At 43.8% G+C, this 17,247-nt stretch carries 14 protein-coding genes and 1 pseudogene; 14 read left to right on the forward strand and 1 reads right to left on the reverse strand.

Annotated elements, in window-relative coordinates:
* The 5 genes from ASC50_RS04025 to ASC50_RS04045 form a co-directional block, all read left to right on the forward strand.
* Nucleotides 1–433 (forward strand): hypothetical protein (locus ASC50_RS04025; RefSeq protein ID WP_226995385.1); only part of this gene is annotated, 433 nt, incomplete at its 5' end.
* 60 nt (nucleotides 434–493) lie between these two features.
* Entirely contained in the window at nucleotides 494–1,198 is a 705-nt protein-coding gene (locus ASC50_RS04030) for a hypothetical protein (RefSeq protein ID WP_055431374.1), read from the forward strand.
* A gap of 130 nt (nucleotides 1,199–1,328) precedes the next feature.
* Nucleotides 1,329–1,490 (forward strand): hypothetical protein, encoded by a 162-nt coding sequence (locus ASC50_RS04035; RefSeq protein ID WP_158648405.1) that lies wholly within the window; start codon nucleotides 1,329–1,331, stop codon nucleotides 1,488–1,490.
* 102 nt (nucleotides 1,491–1,592) lie between these two features.
* A complete protein-coding gene (locus tag ASC50_RS04040) occupies nucleotides 1,593–2,765 on the forward strand; it encodes an RtcB family protein (protein ID WP_055431372.1) in 1,173 nt (390 codons plus the stop codon).
* Between the two features lie 43 nt (nucleotides 2,766–2,808).
* Nucleotides 2,809–3,711 carry a helix-turn-helix transcriptional regulator gene (locus ASC50_RS04045; protein WP_055431371.1) on the forward strand — a complete coding sequence of 301 codons (903 nt, stop codon included), beginning with the start codon at nucleotides 2,809–2,811 and terminating at the stop codon, nucleotides 3,709–3,711.
* 120 nt (nucleotides 3,712–3,831) lie between these two features.
* Here ASC50_RS04045 and ASC50_RS04050 read toward each other — a convergent pair whose 3' ends face one another.
* A complete protein-coding gene (locus ASC50_RS04050) occupies nucleotides 3,832–6,756 on the reverse strand; it encodes a M16 family metallopeptidase (protein ID WP_056928734.1) in 2,925 nt (974 codons plus the stop codon).
* A 253-nt stretch (nucleotides 6,757–7,009) separates the two neighbouring features.
* On the opposite strand from ASC50_RS04050, the gene ASC50_RS04055 reads away from it, so the two are divergent.
* The 9 genes and pseudogenes from ASC50_RS04055 to ASC50_RS04095 all read left to right on the forward strand — a co-directional run.
* A complete protein-coding gene (locus ASC50_RS04055; protein ID WP_055431369.1) occupies nucleotides 7,010–7,810 on the forward strand; it encodes a carboxymuconolactone decarboxylase family protein in 801 nt (266 codons plus the stop codon).
* Nucleotides 7,811–7,997: 187 nt separating this feature from the next.
* Entirely contained in the window at nucleotides 7,998–9,092 is a 1,095-nt protein-coding gene (locus ASC50_RS04060) for a Fic family protein (protein WP_055431368.1), read from the forward strand.
* 181 nt (nucleotides 9,093–9,273) lie between these two features.
* On the forward strand, nucleotides 9,274–9,855 hold the full coding sequence (locus ASC50_RS04065; RefSeq protein ID WP_082592088.1) for a DUF3575 domain-containing protein: 582 nt from the start codon (nucleotides 9,274–9,276) through the stop codon (nucleotides 9,853–9,855).
* A gap of 9 nt (nucleotides 9,856–9,864) precedes the next feature.
* Nucleotides 9,865–11,058 (forward strand): DUF3868 domain-containing protein, encoded by a 1,194-nt coding sequence (locus ASC50_RS04070; protein WP_055431366.1) that lies wholly within the window; start codon nucleotides 9,865–9,867, stop codon nucleotides 11,056–11,058.
* Nucleotides 11,055–12,056 (forward strand): FimB/Mfa2 family fimbrial subunit, encoded by a 1,002-nt coding sequence (locus tag ASC50_RS04075; RefSeq protein WP_055431365.1) that lies wholly within the window; start codon nucleotides 11,055–11,057, stop codon nucleotides 12,054–12,056. Before ASC50_RS04070 ends, ASC50_RS04075 begins: the two co-directional genes overlap by 4 nt.
* Nucleotides 12,057–12,085: 29 nt before the next feature.
* Nucleotides 12,086–13,234, forward strand: a complete 1,149-nt coding sequence (locus ASC50_RS04080; RefSeq protein WP_056928735.1) for a DUF4906 domain-containing protein — start codon at nucleotides 12,086–12,088, stop codon at nucleotides 13,232–13,234.
* A gap of 18 nt (nucleotides 13,235–13,252) precedes the next feature.
* The gene (locus ASC50_RS04085) at nucleotides 13,253–15,046 is read left to right on the forward strand and encodes a DUF4906 domain-containing protein (protein ID WP_055431363.1); all 1,794 of its coding nucleotides are present in this window, start codon (nucleotides 13,253–13,255) and stop codon (nucleotides 15,044–15,046) included.
* Between the two features lie 203 nt (nucleotides 15,047–15,249).
* Nucleotides 15,250–16,392 carry an AAA family ATPase gene (locus ASC50_RS04090; protein WP_055431362.1) on the forward strand — a complete coding sequence of 381 codons (1,143 nt, stop codon included), beginning with the start codon at nucleotides 15,250–15,252 and terminating at the stop codon, nucleotides 16,390–16,392.
* Between the two features lie 85 nt (nucleotides 16,393–16,477).
* Nucleotides 16,478–17,149, forward strand: a pseudogene (locus ASC50_RS04095) (ABC transporter ATP-binding protein); the annotation flags it as partial.
* Between the last annotated feature and the right edge of the window lie 98 nt (nucleotides 17,150–17,247).

Raw genomic sequence — 17,247 nt, forward strand, 5'->3', positions numbered from 1 at the left:
TTCGTTCAAACACTCACTAATTTCTTTGTTTTCCTCTTTTTCTTTTGCGCTCAAGATAAAAAATTATTACGATGGTGGAAAAGGTAGTGATAGATTTTATGGGCTAACTTTTGAAGTTAAATCTGTATGTTTTAAAATTGAAATTGATAGAGAGTTTTATTATGGATTTCGCCGCGCAAAAGAAAAAGAGGAAAACAAAGAAATTAGTGAGTGTTTGAACGAAATAGGAGGTTTTGGACACTGTACTAAATGGTGGTTTGGTAGAAAACTTCCGAGTCCGGAGTACTGCCTTAATTTTGAAAGTCTCAATTCTGAAGGTTTTAACAAGCTTAAAGACCCTCGTCAACGAGAAAGATTTATCGAAGGACTTGCTGAAGAAATTGATACGTGTATCAAAAAGTTTCAGAAAATTGCAGAAAGAAATAATTTATAAAAATGATAAATGGAGGTGCCGATAGCCATGAAGTGGAGGCAATATCTAAATTAAAAAACAATGAAATTAGAAGGTAAGAGTTTTGAAGAAAAACTCAACAGTTGGTTAACAGAGGTATGTGACCAATGTCATGAATTTGCAAAGCAAATTGACGTGGATTTTTATGTGTTTCAAACACCTCTCCCCGCAAATTACAATCCCGATATTTTAATAATCGGCATCAATCCGGGTGGGTTCAAATCTTATTCACAAGCATTAGAGGAGAAAGCAAAAGATTTGCAGCGAGACTATAAAAAAAGAACTATAGATTCTTTGTATTATGATGTGAATACTCTTACCCAAACGGGGACAGGGAAATATGCCCTGAGAGATCGCCTTAAACTTATATTTAATTCTAAAAAATCATTTTCAGCTTTAGAGAAAGCAACCATAATGAATATGGTATACTTCAATACGCGCCAAGAACGTGATTTGTATAAATTTCCCAAAGAGATTATTGAATATTGTCAGAATAAAACAAACGAATTCATTGAAATTCTGCATCCCCAAAACATTCTTTTTTTTACGAGCGACTATAGAAAATTGAGTAAAATGAATGTCAAAGGTATAACTGCATTGGGATATGGCGTAAAAACCGGCACTTTAAATGGTAAAAAAATTATTGCAATTCCGCATCCAAGTTCAGGACGGACAGCTAAATATTATTCTGATGGCAAAGACAAAGAAATTACAAAAATATTAGAAAAAGAATTTTTGTGGGGGTAACATGGAACAAGTATGTATGCACCAAAATCACATTTAACGCTGTAACCATACAATGGTCTTATGGTGCTATCTGTGATTTTTTCCTCAAAGCAAGTAGAGATGAGATTTGCGAAAAAATGCAGCCCTGCAAGTGTTAGATTGCGAGGATAACGGGCTTGTCAACCTGCTGATTGGACATTGCTCAAATCTGAAAGAGATGCATTGCATAGAGGGAAACAAACTCAAAGAGCCAACAAAACGCTGGGTTGAGCGACTGATAGCAGCACAAAACACAAATTTGTGCAAGTGTTGAAAGACATTTACAGTGAAATAATCCAAAAGTATTTTTTTTCAACTTATGCCGCAGTTTTGCACAAGTTAATCGTACCTTTGCAGAAAATTTAATTTATACATTATGCAAAAAGTAATAGCAACAGAGAATCTCCCAATCAAAATGTGGTTGGACGAGCCGGAGCAGGGCTCTTTGGAACAGGCGCGCCATTTGGCTAATTTGCCGTTTGCCGTGAGCCATATCTGCTTGATGCCCGATACGCATCAAGGCTATGGGATGCCGATTGGTGGGGTGCTGGCAGCCGACAACGTGATTATACCCAATGCTGTGGGGGTGGACATTGGCTGTGGTATGTGTGCCCTCAAAACCAATATCCGCGTGGAAACACTGCAACGTGAACATTTGACTGCGATTATGCGCGGCATTCGCGGAGTGGTTCCGCTCGGTTTTGACCACCATAAAGAACGGCAGGACGAAAGCCTTATGCCACAGAACTTTAACATAGACGAATTGCTGATTGTGAAGCGGCAATATGGGTCGGCTCTCAAGCAGATTGGCACGCTCGGCGGCGGCAATCATTTCATTGAATTGCAACGCTGCAACGACGGTTATTTGTGGCTGATGATTCACTCCGGCAGTCGCAATTTGGGCTTGCAGGTGGCTGAACATTACAATAAGGTGGCAAAAAAACTGAACGCAATGTATTTTTCGACCATCGACCCGAAAGCCGATTTGGCGTTTCTGCCATTTGTGACCGACGAGGCGCACGCCTATTACAAGGAGATGCAGTATTGCACCGCGTTTGCGCTTGCCAACCGCAAACTGATGATGGAGCGCATACAAAACGTGGTTTCAGCCGTTCTGTCGGGCGTAGAATATGAACCAATCATCAATATTGCACACAATTATGCCGCGTGGGAAAAGCATTTCGACCGTAAAGTAATTGTGCATCGCAAGGGAGCAACCTCCGCCCAACTCGGCGAAATCGGCATCATACCCGGCTCGCAAGGCACAAAATCCTACATCGTGGAGGGTTTGGGCAACCCCGACAGTTTTATGAGTTGCTCGCACGGCGCAGGTCGCCTGATGAGCCGCTCAGCCGCCATTCGCAAGTTGGATTTGGAAGCCGAAATGCGCAAATTAGACGAGCAAGGCATCATCCACTCTATCCGAGGCAAATCCGACCTCGAAGAAGCCGCGTCTGCCTACAAAGACATCGAGCAAGTGATGGCGTTTCAGGCAGATTTAGTGCAGATTAAAGTGGAGTTGAGCCCGCTGGCTGTGGTGAAAGGGTGATTTTTATGCGTATCTTTGCAAAAAAAATTAAAACAATATAATTATGGCAAAAGACCTCTACAATCGCTACGTTTGGCTGGTGGATACTATCTACCGCGCGGGGAAAATTACGCTTGCAGACATCAACCGGAAGTGGGTGCGCAACGACATGAGCGGCGGCGAGGAGATGCCTCTGCGCACGTTTCACAACCACCGGCAGGCGATTGAGGAGCTGTTCGACATCAATATCGACTGCGACCGGCGCAACAACTATGTCTATTTCATTGCCAATCAGGACGATATGGAGAAAGGCGGCGTGCGCTCGTGGCTGCTCAACACGTTTGCCGTGAACAACCTCATCAACGAAAGCCACAAGTTGAAACGGCGCATCCTGTTTGAGGAAATCCCGTCGGGACAGCGGTTTCTCACGCCGATTATTGAGGCGATGCGCGACGGTTTGACGATTGAAATCACCCATCAGAGTTTTTGGCGCGACGAGGCTTACACCTTTGAAATCGACCCCTATTGTGTTAAAATTTTCAAGCAACGCTGGTATGTGCTGGCTTACAACGCCTATTACGATGCTCTGCGCATTTACGGCTTAGACCGCATCCAAAACCTGCGCACGACCGACACTCAGTTTGAAATCCCCAAAGATTTTGACCCCGAAAGTTATTTTGCGCAAAGTTTTGGCATCATCGTGGACGAAAATATCCCGCCCTGCACGGTGCGCATCAAGGCTTTTGGCACGAAGAGCAAGTATTTTCGCGCCCTCCCCCTGCACCATTCGCAGGAAGAGGAGGGCACTTTTGACGATTACGCCATTTTTCGCTATTTCCTCAGCCCCACCTACGACTTCAAGCAGGAACTTTTGTCGCACGGTGCAGAAATTGAGGTGCTCTCGCCGCCGGATTTTCGCAATGAAATGGCAAAACAGGGTAAGGCAATGACGAAATTATACAAATAGATTTGCAAAAATGATTTCAGTGATTTGTATGATTATTTTGAATCATACAAATCAATGAAATCATCATCATACCTAATTGTAGAGACGTGGCGCGCCACGTCTGTACAGACAAAAAAGTCATCAATACCCAAACAGTTCGTCCAGCGACAATTCCTTCACAGTCGCAATCTTATTCAGATATTTGAAATCAATCTTGTCGCGCTTTCCGATGAGCAGGACGGAATATTGCGCCGGTTTCACGTGTTGGTCGAAATAGGTTTGCACGTCGCTTAGGGTCATCGCTTGGATGCCTTCGAAGACCGGTTTGCGGTGGTCGTAGTCGATGCCTAAATCCTTTAACCACAGGTAGTTCCAGAAAACGCTTGATTTCGTCCATCGTTCCGAGCGCATATTGTTTAATGCCGTTTCTTTGCTTATTTCAAAGGCTTTTTCCGAACTTGGCATATTGACCAAAAGTTCGCGGAAGGCATCCATCGCGTTCGCCATCTTGTCGGCTTGCGTGCCCACATACGCCTGCACGTAGTTGGAAAAGCCTTTTCTGGCGGGGTTGGACACGTAGGCATACGCCGAATAAGCCAACGCGCGGGCTTCGCGGATTTCCTGAAAGACGATGGAGTTCATGCCGCCGCCGTAATAGGTGTTAAACATCATTTCGGCGGGCATCAGTGCCGGGTCAAACGGTTTGTCTTTGGCTAAGAAGAAAATCTCTGCCTGCACCATATCGTAGTCGGCAAAATAGACAACCGGCTTGTCCATAGGCAGTTCGGGATATTCCACGCGGGCGGGAACGTCCTGCAACACATCCGGCGTTTTAAATTTCTTGACCAGCGAAAGCACTTTGCCCTGCGTGTCGGGACCGTAATAGGCAAATCCGTGCTTGTAGGAGGCAAAACGTTTGACGATGTCCACCAATTCCTGCGGGTCTATCGCGCGTAATTCCTGCTCCGTCAGGATGTCCGTAAACGCCGATTTGGCACCGAATTTAGCATAATTCACCAAACCTCCCCGCAAAATTTGCCCTTTGTTCAGCTTGGCATTGGCACGCTCTTTGAGGATGTCGTTGACCAGATTATCATAAGCCTCCTTGTTCACAACCGCGTCCTGCATCATTTCTTCCATCAACGCCAGCGAGCGCGGCATCGTTTCGTCCAGACCGGAGAGGTTGACATACGAGCGACCCGCCGAAGAATGGGTGTTGAACGACATCGCCAATTTGTACATCTCCATTTTCAACGCTTCGGGCGTGTATTTGGACGTACCCAAATAGGGCAAATAGCGGAACGCCAATGCCAATTTTTTGTCGGTGATGTTGGAAATTTCCACAAACTGGTTGAGCGAATACACCTTATTGGACACGTTTTTGGTGTAATAAAAATCGATGCCGTCTTTGACCGACTCCTTTTTGATGGCTTCCTTGAAGTCCACAAATACCGGTTCGATGGGTTCGGTTTCGATTGCCAACAGGTCTTTGGCAAAGGGCGATTCGTTGTCGCGATTGACCAGCACGGCGGTGATACTTGGCTTTTCCACCACCACTTTTTCCTTGTTCTCACCCGTTCGTTTATAGACAGTTACATAGTTTTCGGCGAAGAATGTGTTGGCGAAATCCACTACTTGCGCCTTGGTTATTTTTGCCATTTCGTCGATTTTCGACACATAGTCTTTCCACGAAACCTGAGTGATGAACGCATCCAAAAAATTGTAGCACGCCTGACGACTGTCGGTGATTTTGACCACGCTCAATTTTTTGTTGTTGATAATCGCCTGCAATAGTTCCTCGTCAAAATCGCCTGCCTTCAGTTTTTGAATTTCGTCCTGAATCAGCCCGCTGATTTCTTCCAGCGACTGACCTTCGCGCGGCGTACCCATAAAGACGAAAATCCCGTAATCGGTCAGCGATTCGGCTCCGGCATTCAGCCCCAGCACTTTTTGCTTTTGCAACAAATCGAGGTCAATCAAGCCCGCTTTTCCATTGTTAAAAATATCGCCAATCAGGTCTAAATACAAGGCATCCTTCGACTTAGCATCGCCAAAGCGGTAAGCCACAATCACCCGCTCCTGGTCGGGCGTGGCAATCTCAAAAGTCTTTGCCGCAGTAACAGGCTCTTCTTTAATCGGCTCACTGTGAAGCACTTCGCCACTCGCCTGCATCTGACCAAAATAGGTATCCACAATTTTAATCGTCTTTTCAAAATCCAAATCGCCGGTCATCAGCACCGCCATATTGTCCGGCACATAATATTTTTTCTGAAAAGCCATCACGCTGTACATCGAAGGCGATTTCAGGTGTTCCGGCAAGCCAATAACACTCGTTTGATAGGGGTGTTTTTCAAACAGACCGGCAAAAACTTTGTTCCACATCAGCGAATAGCCATTGTCCTGACTGCGATTATATTCCTCGTAAACGGTTTCCAATTCCGTATGAAACAGCCGCAGCTGCATATTGAGAAAGCGGTCGTATTCCAACTTGATGAACGGCTCTAACTTGTTGGCAGGTATCTCATTAACATAAGCCGTGAGGTCGTAACTCGTGAAAGCATTCGTCCCCGAAGCCCCGATGGCACCCGCCAATTTGTCGTATTCGTTGGAAATCGCATACTTGGAAGCCTCGTAGGAAGCGGCATCAATCTGCTTGTAGATTGCCTTCCGCGCCTGCGGATTACCCGCCTTTTTGTGCGCCTCAAACAGGTTGAAAATGCTGTCCAACAGCAGTTTCTCCTTCGTCCAATCGGACGTACCAAAACTGTCCGTGCCCTTAAACATCATGTGTTCAAGGTAGTGCGCCAAACCGGTATTGTCGCGCGGCTCATCTTTCGACCCCGCCCGCACAGCGATAACCGTCTGAATACGAGGCTCATCCGTGTTTTTCGAAAGATACACCTTCAGCCCATTTTTCAAAGTGTAAACGCGCGCCTTGTAAGGGTCGTTCGTCACTTCCTCGTAGGCATACCCTCCCCCGTCCGTCTTGGACACGGTCTCGTAGCCTTTCCCGCCGCACGCCACCAACAAAAGTGCCGCGCTGAATAACAACATTGTCTTTTTCATTTGAAAATCATTTTTTTAGTTTGGGGGCAAAGATACGAAAAAGTTATGAGTTATGAGTTTTTTATTTTGAAAGTCGCATTTTCAAAATAATTATTTGTAACTTTGCGGCGTTATTTCAGAAAAAATAAACGAGATAGTATGCTTGAATTGAAAAATATACATAAATATAATGAAAGTAACGACACTAAACGTAATTTTACTCTTTCTTTTCGGACAACTTTGTTACGGACAGAAAACTAACGGACAAACGAAAATGGAACAATCAGACAGATACAAACAGGGTTGGGAAAAACTCAAAGAAATTGACGGTGAAGCCGGCGAAAAAGTCATCAACGGATTAAAAGACATTTCCCCGGACTTAGGGAAATTTATTATTGAATATTCGTTTGGCGACATTTACACACGGGACGGACTTGACCTGAAATCCAAAGAAATTGCCGTAGTTGCTGCATTGACCGCAATGGGAACTGCCCAACCACAACTGAAAGTGCATATTAACGGAGCGTTGAACACAGGAAGCAGTATTAGCGAAGTCAAAGAAGTGATTTTACAAATGGCAGTTTACTCAGGTTTCCCAAGTTGTATTAACGGAATGAACGCGTTAAAAGAGGTTCTGAAAGAAAGGCAAGAACACGGAATTAACGACAACATCGGCAAAACTGCAACTGACACAAGTCAAGCCGACAGACTGAAATTAGGCGAGCAGGAATTATCAAAGCTGGATAGTTTGCAGGAGGACAGACTAAGGAACGCTTACGATGAGTTTTCGCCTGAATTAGTAAAACTGATGCTTGAATTTGGTTACGCTGACATTTTTTCACGGGACAACCTGGATGTAAAACACCGACAAATAGCCACCATTGCGGCTTTGACGGCTTTGGGCAATGCACAACCGCAACTCAAATTTCATATCAGCGCAGGACTGAACATTGGTTTGACAGTTGAGAACATAAGAGAAATTATGCTGCTGATGACTGTTTACGCAGGTTTTCCGTCAGCAATTAACGGGACGAATATCCTGAAAGAAGTGGTAAATGAACGGACGAAAAAATAAGAAAAACTGAACTGTAGCACAAAATCGCATTCGACTTTGAATCAAAACTTTGGAATATTTATCGAAAAGAAAGCGAAATCTTCAAAAAAATATTTTTGAAATAAATCACTTTGAGCCGAAAAATAGTTGTATTCGGCTCAAAAAAGTCGTATCTTTGCACCGATAAATTTAATTAAACGGCTCAAATATGTATAATTGGCAATTTGAAAAATGGGCAAAATTTGTTTATAATGAAGATATTATAAGCAATAATGCGTTGAAATTCGCAGAACTTTCGGGCGAAATATTTGGCGTGTTTAAGACCTTTAATTCTGCAAAACAGCAAAACGAAATCCTCGACATTATGATTTCGGAGGCAATAAAAACGTCGGCAATAGAAGGCGAAATGCTGTCGAGAGATGATGTTCGCTCGTCATTTCTGAAAAAACTTGGGCTGACAACAACCATAAAAAACATTAAGGACAGGCGAGCCGAAAATGTTGCCCTGCTGATGTTGGATGTTCGCAACAATTTTCAAACAAAACTGTCCGAAAAACTAATCAAGCAGTGGCACGGAATGTTGTTTTCAAACTCAAAGTACATAAATGCAGGTGTTTATCGAAGCAGCGAAGAGCCGATGCAAATTATTTCGGGCGCAATGGGCAAGGAAAAAGTGCATTTTGAAGCGCCGCCCTCAAAACAGGTTCCGCAAGAGATGAAAAATTTTGTTCAGTGGTATAACTCATTCAAAACCAAAGAGAACATACAAAAAATTATTGCTAAAACGGCAATTACACACTTGTATTTTGAGAGTATTCACCCGTTTGAAGACGGTAACGGACGTGTTGGCAGAGCACTGATAGAAAAATGTTTGTCAGAATCTCTTGGACGACAGATAATTATGTCTATTTCGCAGATTATCGAAAAAGACAAAAATCGGTATTACGATGAACTCAAAAAAGTACAGTCAACACTCGAAATCGACAGCTGGCTACTCTATTTTTCAGAATTACTGATTGAGGCACAGCAAAATGCAATAGATATTTTGGAGTTTTCGGTAAAAAAAACACATTTTTTCGACAAATTTAACCCGCAACTCAACGAGCGGCAGACAAAAGTAATCAACAAAATGCTTGATGCGGGTAAAGACGGCTTTGAAGGCGGAATGACAGCGAAAAAATACATTTCAATCGCCAAAACCACCAAAGCAACCGCCACCCGCGACTTACAGGAACTTGCAGAACTCAACATTTTAACCCAAAACCTTGCAGGACGAAGTACAAACTATCTACTAAATATATGAATATCAACCACCTCATGCAGACAACTGCGCAGTGGGCATTGAAAAGAAAACAATTATTGGATTGAATCCCGGCAACAAATAAATTTTCAGATACAATATGGGTATAACTCAAAACTATTTTGTACCTTTGCACCCGTTTATGCTAAGTTGCATTATGGTAAACTTAAAGGGATATAAATCAATGGTTTTGGTTGTCTGGCTACTACTCGCTGTTGGCTCAGCAGTGGCTCAGCGTGCCCGCCCTGTACTCCATAATACGGCACCTACAATAGCGGTGAGCAGCAATTTGCTATATGATGCCACTTCAAGCGTGGATGTGGCGGTGGAATACAATCTGAAACATCTCAACCCGCTTTGGAAGCACACTACGTTGAAACTGCCTGTCACATACAATGCTTGGGGGCTTTGGGGCAACGATAAATTTCGATTTTTGATGGTTCAGCCCGAATTTCGCAAGTGGGTGGGCGAGCCTTATGAAGGTCATTTCTTTGGTGCTCACCTCATTTATGCGCGCACAAATATCTGCGGACGGGGTGTTAGCACTCGTTATGAGGGCGATACGTTTGGTCTGGGGGTGTCTTACGGCTATGATTTTTACCTTGCCCCGCATTGGAATTTGGAAGCGAATATTGGGATAGGGTATGCCTACAGCAATTACAGTCAGTATGGATGTCGCGACTGTGGCGACAAAATAGGTAGCGACCACAACAACTATTTGGGACCTACGCAAGCAGGACTTTCTTTAATTTACATCATAAAATAGGAGGACAGGATGCACAAAACACGCTCACATACACATATAGCAATCACGGCAATTCTGCTCTTTTTCCTGTTTGCGGCGGATGCTCAAAGCCAATGGCAGGCGCAAAGCAGTCAAACGGCAACGTCAATGGAGGTGCCAAACCATGCCATAACATTGACAAAAAACACTTTGCAGGTGGATTTACAAATAAAACCGCACAAAATAGCATTACCGTCCGATAATCAGTTGGTTTTCACTCCCGCTTTGCGTTCCAAAGACGGAACAAAGGAAAGGCGAATGCGGCCTCTAATCATCAATGGAAGCCGACGCAACAACCTGTATCTGCGTTCGCTTAATTTTAACGGCATCCAAACAGATGAGTTGGCCAGTGAGGTGGTGATATCCACACAAAAAGAAGTAGAAGAAGTTACCATTTACAGCGATGAAATCCCCTACGAATCATGGATGAATAACGCCGATTTATATCTTATCAAGGATATGAGTGCCTGCTGCGGCGAAGAATATGGTCATGAAGAATTGTTGATACTGCCAAAAACTAAGCCTGAGCCGACTCCGGCAGAGGCTCCGTCACCGGCTCCGGCACCATCACCATCACAGGCTCCGTCACCGCCTGCACCTGCACCCACACCTGCGCCCACTCGTCCGAAAACCGATGATGGTCTCAGATATATTACAGTTGATGGCGCAGCATACGTGTATTTTAACTCGGGCAGCGCGGAAATCATGCCAAATCTATCAAACAATGCAGCCGAATTGGCAAAAATAGCTCAAAATCTACAACAGGTGCGGGAAGTTCCGGGAGCGGTGCTTGTGGGGATGAATATTAAAGCCTTTGCCTCTCCGGTGGGCGACACGAAAGACAACTTGGAGTTGTCGGAACGACGGGCGGCAGAGTTGATGGCTTATGTGACAGAAAAATATCAATTTCCGGCGAACATGCGCATTGTGGCTAACGGCTTGGGCGAAGATTGGACGAAGTTTGAGGCACTCGTCAAAGCCGACAGCCATGTGCCAAACAAACAAAAAGTGCTCGAAATTATCAAGCTACCTTCTGTTTCCGAACGCAAAAAGAGGTTGAAAGAATTGGATGGAGGCAAGTCAAATCAATATTTTGTGGATGTGGTGTATCCGAAAATCAGGCGTTTGGAATACAAAATTCAATACACGATACCGACAACAAACAGTGCAAATACGAAAAAATGAAATACATTAAACATATCATATTCCTTTCCATTGTCGCTGTGCTGGCACTGTTGCCCACAGGGTGCATCAATGGCGAGCTGGATGGATGCCCGCCGGGCAGTTTCATTGCCAGTTTGAATATCCGGTTGGTGTATAGCGACACATTGGACGCCGCTTCTGCGGAAGATGTTAGAAGGAATGCAACCCTGTTCATTTTTGACACCACCGGCATTTTCGTTAATTCATACAGTATAAATCCGGTGGATACAATGGTGCAAACGCTGTCCGATGTGAACTTGAAGCCCAATAATATCTATAATTTTGTGGTTTGGCACAATATTGATGTAGATGATGCCACCTACCCCTATAAATATATGGTGGATTCGACCGCTAAGACGCAGGCAGGGAACCGCTTTTATCTGCCCGACAGCGAAATTGATGCGACACGTCCTTTTTTACCCTACTTTTATGGCAAAAACACGAACTATGAATTTACGACAGATTTATCGAGAGTGGTGCAAATTCCTGTTTACCGGCAGACTAATGAAATCAATGTCAAAATAACAGGATTAAATGCAGCACAAGTTGCCGGCTCTGTGCGGTATAAATTTGAAATTCGCGATAAGCAGGCAGAATATTCGTTTGACAATGATATTATAGCATCTAATACCGATATGTTTTATCGTATCGAGGGGGTATCACCGAGTTCAACCGATAGTACAGTGGCGGCAAAGTTGCACATTTTAAAGTTATCGACCGCGCCGGAAGCCCCAAAACCCGATTTAACGGTGACGATGAGTGGACAAACCATTTTTGGTGCGCCGGACAATATCAGTTTGGTATCGCTCATTCAGGCATCTTTCCGGCAGTCGCACACGGATTCGCTTGATTTTGACCGATACCACAAATTTGACATCGTCATTGACTTGAAAGGAGCGCGTGGGGCAAGTTTTAGTGTTAATGATTGGGGTAAGATTAAGCCGGATGGTTCGGATTTTGAGGTTGTACTTGAGCTATAGTTAGAGTTTAGTGTTTAGAGTTTAGAATTATGATGAAAAGATTGGTTATTTATGTGGTTGGTTTGGCTCTGTTGGTTGTGGCGGGGTGTCGGGATTCTTTGTCTGATACGTTGCCTGGTTCTGCTGTTTTGAATGCGAATGAGGTGGAATTGCACATTGGCTTGCATGTTCCGGGCTCCTTTCAGTCGGGCTTGCGGGCGATTTCCGATGACGACGAAAGTGCTATTAGAAGCATTAATGTATTGGCTTTTAAAGTGGACCCCGGCATGGAACCTGCGTTCATGTATAGCAAGCCGGGGACGCTCTATGGTGCAAATAAGGATACTTTGGTGGTAGTCGCTGAAACAAAGTATGATACGCTTCAGCAATTTGTGGTGATTGCCAATGCCGATGCGGAAATCATCGAACTGTTGCAAACCGACCGGCGGGGTGTTTCAAAATCCAATTTGCTCGCCCAATTGAAAGTGTCGTTGAACGAAGGTGAGCTATGGAATGTTGATGAAACCACATTTAAGGCTTTGCCCATGTGGGGCGAAAGTGTTCCCGCCGTTATCACCAAAGAAACCGGAAGCATTCATGGTATTGAAGGCGATGACGATTCGCCCATAGAATTGCTGCGCATGGTGGCACGAATAAATGTGAAAGTGACCGACATAGCACTTGTACTTAATAAGTTCAAACTTGATTCGGTTTATTTGTTCAACTCCAATGCGGCGGGTTTGATTGTGCCGGATACCGCCAATGTGGGTAGAAATGCAAACGGGGAGGTTTGTGTAACAGCACCGAGCATCCCTCCGGGTTTGGAAATGAAGCGGGGGAAAGATGCTTATGTTGTTTATCCGGCTTCGAACGATTTATTAATGGAGAACACAATTTACACGTTTGAGAGTGATGCGGTCGCGCACACCGCACAGGACAAAGCTACTTGTGTGGTGATTGGCGGGCGTTTCAATGGTAGTGTCACAATCACCTACTATCGCGTTGATTTTGTTAATAGCAGCGACAATTATTTTCCTCTTTTGCGCAATTATCAATACAATATCAATATAAAAGATGTTACGGGAGCGGGTTATGACACCGTAGAAGAGGCTTTTGGAGCTAAATCGGTGAGTTTTATAACCACCAACATTACTACTCCTTGGGAAACAGAGACTCAGGACGAAGAACTTGATTTATAACACTAAATAAAGACAAATATGAAACGAGTAAATGGTATTTTCAAAAGTGCGTGGAGTTTGATGCTCTCAGGCGCATTGGTTTTTTCAGGCTGTCAAGACACAGTCGATTACGACCGTCCCTCACCCCCTGTGAAGGATGGCGAAGCGGAGGTGCATATCACTTTGAATATCTCCGGGCAAATGCAAACGGCATTGCGGGCAATAGGACAACCGGAAGAAGAAGCATTGGACAGCATCAGTGTGTTGGCTTTTGATGCGGATGAGGCGAATGATACCCTCCTTTACAAGGCTAACATAGCGTTTAACAGGACTACTAATAAAATAGTTGCGGTAGTTATGCCGGACATTAAGCAACGATTTGTAGTCATAGCCAATTTTGACACAACAAACATAATCCAAAATATCTATCGCAAATCAGACCTCTCCAAGTTGATTGCAACAAATCCCGGAAAATGGAATGCCACAAGTAGCTCTGATTTCAGAAAATTCCCCATGTGGGGTGAAAGCGACACTGTCACCATTGCACAAAAAGACAAGGGTGCTAAAAACGTCCCCATTACCTTGCTCCGCATGGTGGCGCGCATTGATGTGGATGCCTCTGCTACTGCGGGAACATTCAGCCTTGATATTGTTTATCTCTACAACACCAATACAACAGGGCAGGTAGTGCCCGACAGTGTTGTTAAAAACGTGAGCAACAAAGACAGCGTAACAACCGCGAGCATCCCCACCGGAGTAACTCCAACCCTCGGTCCCATCGAATACTCAGGCATACCGGGTAATAATCTTGCAGGTGCCATTTACACCTTTGAAACAGTAGGCTCCCCACTTGGTAACGCAAACAGTCATGCGAAAGCAACGTGTTTGGTGATAGGTGGCAAATACAACGGAATCACAAGCCCAACGACCTACTATCGCGTTGATTTCATCGACAGAGACAGTCTCAAATACCGCGACATTTTGCGCAATCATCAATATAAAGTAAACATCAAAGCCGTCAACGGACACGGTTACGAGACCAAAGAGCAAGCGTTTGCAGCAAAGTCAGCAAGCATTGATGCCGATGTTCTGGATTGGGATGACACTGGCGATCCCAACGATGATGTGGTGATGAATGACCAATACTATTTGGCAGTCACACAAAACTCATTTACATTTTCAAAAGAGGCAATAGATTCTGCCGTAATCATAAAAACCAACTTCCCAGGTGGGTGGGAAATGACATCATCAGATGCAACGTGGTTGATACCATCAGATGCATCAGGCGATAGTTCAACAATAGGAAAAATTGCAAGATTTCAGGTAGCTCCCTATCAAGCCGGTATAGCAACAGATGCGACAGATATTCGCACTGCCGAAATCACCGTTAAAGCGGGTCGATTAACGCGCAAAATTATAGTTCAGCAGGCGAATGTAGATTCCGCAAAGATTGAGTTTTACAATGGTGACCCGACGGCAGGTGCTACCCTCTTTACCGACGACACTCTCGTTGTGTTCACTAATGTAGCAAGCCATACTTTTATAACAAAGCCCTTGGGGGTGCGCTGGAAACCGGATCTAACCGGTGGATTACAGAATGAAATAATCCTTTGGACAACACCATCTTTTGGTTTGACCTATTATGCTGATGTGCAATTTTCAGGCAGTTTTTTGGGTATTTTCACCGATACATCACTATCTACATCTATTTCGCATGCGAATGCAGTTCCTTCAGATATGTTAATTAACACTGGAATAAGGCTTTGGGCGCGAGTATCCAATGGCTTCATCACAGTTGAAAAATCTATTGTGATAAAATTTGTTCGGCAATAATAAAATAGTTATGGATGAGATTATGCCTGGTTACTAAAAGGTAAGTTACCAAATGGTAACTTACTAAAAGGTAAGTTACCAAATAGTAACTTACTAAAAGGTAAGTTACCAAATGGTAACTTACTAAAAGGTAAGTTACCAAATAGTAACTTACTATTTGGTAAGTTGAAAAAAAACACTTACCTTTGCAGAAAATTATTCTTATGAAAGAAAATGCACCTTTTGTTTTTGGCAAAATTGCTGATACAATGAACTTTACCGGCAGAGAGGCAGAGCGTAAACGCTTGCGTCAAAATTTTGAGTCGCTTATCAACACCATCATTATCTCACCCAGACGGTGGGGAAAAACCTCATTGGTAAACAGTGTGGCACAAGCGATAATGGCAGAAAATAAAAACATAAAAGTCTGTGAGTTAGATATTTTCAATGTAAAAAGTGAAATGGATTTTTATTTATCCTTAGCGCAAGCCGTTTTGCAATCTACCTCCAACAAATGGGAAGAATTAGCCGAAAATGCCAAACAGTTTCTTTCTCATTTACTGCCCAAAATATCATTTTCTCCGGATTCTGTGTCAGAAATTTCATTTGGCATCAATTGGGCAGAGTTGGATAAAAATGTGGATGTCATTTTAGACCTAGCAGAAACCATTGCTAAAGCAAAAAAAGTGCGTATCGTTGTTTGTATTGACGAATTTCAAAGCATTAACGAATTTGAAAATCCACTGGCTTTTCAACGCAAATTACGTTCGCATTGGCAAAAGCATCAACATGTTAGCTATTGCCTTTATGGAAGCAAACGGCACATGTTGTTAGATATTTTTTCAAACCCTTCGATGCCGTTTTACAAATTTGGGGATATTATGTTTTTGGAAAAAATAAGCAATCCTGTTTGGGCAAATTTCGTACAAAAACGATTTCTGGATACAGGGAAAAAAATCACGAAACATGATGCCCGAATGTTAGCCCAATTAGTTGAAAATCACTCCTATTACGTGCAGCAGTTAGCCCAGCAGGCATGGCTGCGAACAGACAAACATTGCGATGAAAGCATCATTATGGATGCTTATGAAGGCATTATCAATCAGTTGAGTTTGCTTTTTGTGGGCTTGATAGAATCACTTGGCAACAAGCAAATTGATTTTCTAAAGGCGGTTGTGTCCGGCGAAACGGCTTTAAGTTCGCAAGAAGTTTTGGAAAAATACAAATTGGGGACTTCCGGCAATGTTATTAAAATCAGAGAAGCACTGCTGTCGAAAGAAATCATTGATGTGAATGCACAACGCATTGTCATTCAAGACCCTATGTTTGCAAGATGGCTGAAAAAGGATTATTTTAAGATGAGATGAGGGGTTGCCTGCATAACTTCCAACTCATAACTATTTACTACCTTTGCACCCAAGAAAAGCAAATTATGGCACGATTTATTGTTAAATGATTAAATTAAACAACATAAACAAGACTTACAACACCGGCACACCGCTCCATGTGCTGAAAGGGATAAATCTCGACATCAAGCGTGGCGAGATGGTGTCGATTATGGGTGCGTCGGGGTCGGGAAAATCCACTTTGCTCAATATTTTGGGCATTTTGGACACCTACGACACAGGGGAATATTATCTCAATGGTCAGCTGATGAAAGACTTGAGCGAAACGCGGGCTGCTGAGGTGCGCAACAAGATGATAGGCTTTATCTTCCAGTCATTCAACCTCATCGGCTACAAAAATGCCGTAGAAAACGTGGCACTGCCGCTCTACTATCAGGGTGTGAACCGTAAACAACGCAACGCCACCGCACTGGAATACCTCGACCAATTAGGCTTAAAAGAGTGGGCACACCACCTCCCCAACGAACTATCCGGCGGACAAAAACAACGCATAGCCATAGCCCGCGCCCTAATAGCCAAGCCAAGAGTAATCCTCGCCGACGAGCCCACAGGAGCATTAGACAGCAAAACTTCCGAAGAAGTAATACAATTACTACGCGAAGTAAACCGAACAGGCATGACAATGATAATAGTCACCCACGAACAAAGCGTAGCAGATGCCACCGACAAAATCATCTACCTAAAAGACGGCGTAATTGAACGGATAGTCGAGAACGAACAGGGGATTGCGGGTCAAGCCCGCAATGAAAAAGCCGAAAGAATAGTCGAGAACAAACAAGGGATTGCAGCTCAAGCCCGCAATGAAAAAAAACTAAA

It is taken from the genome of Candidatus Symbiothrix dinenymphae (assembly GCF_001431085.1).